The organism is Streptomyces sp. NPDC058240, assembly GCF_042882135.1.
Lineage (GTDB): Bacteria > Actinomycetota > Actinomycetes > Streptomycetales > Streptomycetaceae > Streptomyces.
Genome location: NZ_JBHVWT010000125.1, coordinates 1 through 3,754 on the forward strand (window position 1 = coordinate 1; position 3,754 = coordinate 3,754).

3 protein-coding genes and 2 pseudogenes are annotated in these 3,754 nt (G+C 65.2%); 3 read left to right on the plus strand and 2 right to left on the minus strand.

Annotation, left to right across the window (positions count from 1 at the left end; genetic code table 11):
- Window positions 1-138: 138 nt before the first annotated feature.
- Both ACFVX4_RS41710 and ACFVX4_RS41715 read right to left on the minus strand, forming a co-directional pair.
- Window positions 139-591, minus strand: a complete 453-nt coding sequence (locus ACFVX4_RS41710; RefSeq protein ID WP_389988647.1) for a helicase associated domain-containing protein — start codon at window positions 589-591, stop codon at window positions 139-141.
- Between the two features lie 322 nt (window positions 592-913).
- On the minus strand, window positions 914-1,261 hold the full coding sequence (locus ACFVX4_RS41715) for a hypothetical protein (protein WP_389988641.1): 348 nt from the start codon (window positions 1,259-1,261) through the stop codon (window positions 914-916).
- Window positions 1,262-1,415: 154 nt separating this feature from the next.
- On the opposite strand from ACFVX4_RS41715, the gene ACFVX4_RS41720 reads away from it, so the two are divergent.
- The 3 genes and pseudogenes from ACFVX4_RS41720 to ACFVX4_RS41730 all read left to right on the plus strand — a co-directional run.
- Window positions 1,416-2,243, plus strand: coding sequence for a glycoside hydrolase domain-containing protein (locus ACFVX4_RS41720; RefSeq protein WP_389988644.1), 828 nt, complete (start codon window positions 1,416-1,418; stop codon window positions 2,241-2,243).
- Window positions 2,244-2,524: 281 nt separating this feature from the next.
- A pseudogene (locus ACFVX4_RS41725) lies at window positions 2,525-2,799 on the plus strand (IS5/IS1182 family transposase); the annotation flags it as partial.
- 405 nt (window positions 2,800-3,204) lie between these two features.
- A pseudogene (locus ACFVX4_RS41730) lies at window positions 3,205-3,660 on the plus strand (hypothetical protein); the annotation flags it as partial.
- Window positions 3,661-3,754 lie beyond the last annotated feature (94 nt).

A 3,754-nucleotide genomic window follows, 5' to 3' on the forward strand; every position in this document is an offset into this window, starting at 1 on the left:
CAACCTCACCAAGCGCATAACGGACGAGACCACCCCCACCTGGCGAGGAACCTATTAGGGCAGAAAGGGCAATCTACCTAGATCAAACGCCCTCTCAGAACAACAGCAGAGCATGCGACCGGCGCCACATCACAGACATCACGTGGGTCGAGGACCACTTGACGCGAAGCGAGGATGACGCCAGCACTGTTCTATCTCATGGGCATGTTCGATTCGCCAGTCCGCCCGACTGCCTCCCGAACCAATGGATAAACGCTGTCCAATCTCGTGGACAGAGCCAATCATGCCGAGCTTGTCCAGCTGCGCGATGCGGTCCTCGTCCATGCTCCCGCGGGCGTAGAAGCGCCGGGCGTCGGCGGTCCACTGCCCGAGCGGGAAGTTGGCGAGCGAGGCCGGCCATCCGGTCCCTTCCGCCTTTTCACCTTCGGGGACGCGGTAGGTGAACGGCACGCGCAGGTCGCCGTGCTCGCGGGCGTAGATCACGGCGGCCTCCACCCCACGCCGCCAGTGCTCATGCTCGGGGTTGAGGACCCGCAGGTTGATGAACGCGGCTAGGGCGGCCGGGTCGCGCGGAGTGGAGAACTTCAGCAGAGCCTTGGCGGGGGCGCTGACGCCCCCGGAGCCCTCACCGCTCCCCTTCGTGCTCTTCCCGCGGCTGGAGCTTTGCCATTATCACGAGTTCCGTTGGTACAACCACCGTGGCCGCCGGGACGGCAATGCTGACTTCGACGCCTGGCTCCTCGACCAGCACTCCCTCCCTGGCTTCGGCAGTTGCCGGGTCCAGGTCTGCCCCGAACTGGCGGACTCCCCGCTCGGGCTGTGCTTCCGGCACGAACGCCGCTACCGCAGGCATGGCAGGCCGGGAGGAGCGGCCCTGCCGTCGCAGTGGGGCACCCGCTATGGACGCCGCGGGCTAGTCGCGCCGCTCAGCTATGAGGACGAGCACGCCTTCGAGCGCTGGTGCGCGAGTGCCGTGGCGGTGCCCCGGCCCGCGCAGGTCAACCTTCGGGGGCTGCATCCGCTGCTGCGGGCCGAGATCAAAGGCCATCGGCAAGCCCGGAAGATCTTGGTAGATAAAGGACAAGCTGAGAGCAGGTGGGCCGAGTGCGAACTTGAAGTCCCAGGTCAAAGGGCTGGTGTGATCGGTCCTCGGGGTGCTCATGCTGGTCGTGTGCAGGAGTCCGCGGAGAATCAGCTGCACCGACTTCTGCACGTCCGTCATGGCACGGACATCGGTTATTCTGCGATGCGCTTCGGACATCCGGGGCTTCGGGGATATGGGGCGGAGATACCGCGCGCTCCTGCACGCAGGCGCTGCCTCCGTACCGCAGTCGTGTTGTGGCGCAGCGCGGGCTGTTCTCTGCGAGCGGGTTGGGTTCATGCGGCCAGGGGTCGCAGTATGAATGGGGTGGGAATTGTCCAGACATCGGCTGTCCAAGAAGGGTCGCTACATCGCTTGGGCGACGACGGGTGTCGTCGTCGTCGCGGGTGCCGGAATCGCGGCCCAGGCCTCCGTGGCGGCCTCGGCTTGGCCTGCGCAGAAGACTTTCACCGGCCGAGCGTTCGATACGTGCACAGCGCCCTCGCTCAACGCGATGAAAGCGTGGAACACGAAGTTCTACGGCGCCGCCGCTGTCTACATCGGCGGCAAGAACCGCGGCTGCGCCCAGCCGAACCTGACCGCTTCCTGGGTAAAGTCGGTCAACTCCACCGGCTGGAAGCTCATCCCCCTCTACGTCGGCGCTCAGCCACCCTGCCAAAAGAGTGCGAACCCTGAAAAATTCACCGCGTCCACGGCTGCCTCCGTCGGCGCGAGCAATGCCAAGGACGCAGTGGCCAAGGCATCGGCGCTCGGCATGAAAGCCGGCAGCCCCATCTACCTGGACATGGAGCCGTACGACGTCAACGACAAGGCGTGCAACAACGCCGTCCTGACGTACGTACGCTCCTTCACCAAGACGCTGCGCAACGCGACCTACCGTGGCGGCTTCTACGGCTTCAGCAGCTCCAGCGCCAAGGCCATCGCCACCGCCACGGACAAGGCGGACCTGCCAGGCAACCTCTGGTACGCGTTGTGGGACAAGAAGAACACGACTACCACGGACTGGCCGTGGAACCCCGCCCAGTACACCGACCACAGCCGCGGCCACCAGTACATGGTCAACAGCAAGGAAACCCGCGGCGGTTACACCATCACGGTCGACCGCAACGCCTGGGACGCCCCTGTCGCCATCATCGGCTGACAGGCCGGACCAAGCGAGGTCCCGGCGGGTCAGAGGGAAGGCCGGCCGGGACATCAGCGGGAAGGTGGCCGTCTCTCCGCGAAAGGCACCCAAGGGCTTCAGCCAAACGATCTTCACGTAGGCGATAAGCGAAGCCCGGGAAGGCCGCTCGCTGGGGCTGGGCTCCCCAGACGTTCGGAACAGGCTCTGCGATGAGCCGGTGATCGAGACACCGTCCCCGCGGGTGCTGGCTTCTACTTCGATGTTGAACGGCTTCACCTGACGGAGGCTGAAGCGCCGCCGAGCGGATCACGCTTGGGGTGTTCGCGCAGCTCAAGCGCATAGTCCTGGAATGCTACGGCCGGATCGTCGGACTCGTACAGGAAGAGATCTCCGTCGATGGCGCATCACCAAAGCCCCCGGCGGAGAAGAGGTCTCCAGGCGCCCTCCGTTCGATCGTGGTAAGCGGGGAATGAAACGCTCCCTCTTGGTCGACGGGTACGGCACCCCCCTCGGCCGAGTGCTGGCCGGTGCCAACCGCCACGACTCGCCGCTGCTGGCGCCGACCCGGGACAAGCCGCCGGAAGTGGCCGTCTGATCCCGTTCCTGCTCCCTGACCTGCGGTTGCCACTCGGATGCGGTCTCCTTTACCAGGGCGGCCTTCTTCTAGAGCTTCGTCAGCTTCCCGGTCGGGTAGCGCTCCGCCAGAGCCTTCGCGGACCGCCTCGCCCGTGTCGAGGAGGATTTTCACCTGAGCCTTGTGGATTTCGGCGCGGGCCGGTTGAAGGCCTTCCATCAGTAGTTGGCGAGTCGGGCTGCGAAGGCGGGTGCCCTTCAGTCTGGATGTGGGATTAGGACGGCTCTGATGCCGTGATCACACCCACCACACCGGGATCATCACATCAGACCAGCCCGACGCCGAGACGATCGCTGCACTACGCTTCCACGGCGCAGCCGATGTTGAGCAAGACCGGGGGAGATAGTGAACCGACCACCACTACTGTTCCTGGACGTCGACGGGCCACTCAACCCCTATGCGGCCAAGCCGGAGCAGCGCCCCGACGGCTACACCACACTCAGAGTGCCCCAGGACAGCGGAACTCCAGACGAACACAGAGGACTCTCGGCCCGGCGGCGACCTCTGCGGGTGTGGCTCAGCCCAGAGCACGGGCGATCTCTGCTCCAACTCAGCTACGAGCTGTGCTGGGCCACCACATGGATGGACGACGCCAACCGGTGGATCGCTCCGGTGCTCGGCCTTCCCGAACTCCCCTTCGTCGACTTCGGCGATGCCTTGTTCCAAGACCGTCCCGACGGGGTCCACTGGAAGACCGGTCCCCTGCTGGACTACGCCAACGGTCGTCCCTTCGCCTGGGTGGACGACGAACAGAGCGATCTGGACCAGGCATACGTGACCGCCCACCATCGCGGGCCTGGGTGGGGTGCCTCGAAGTTTCCGGACAGGGATCCAATAGGATCGCCCTGAGAAGGAAACGAGGAAGAAGTGGCGCCACCCAGCAAATACTCGCCGG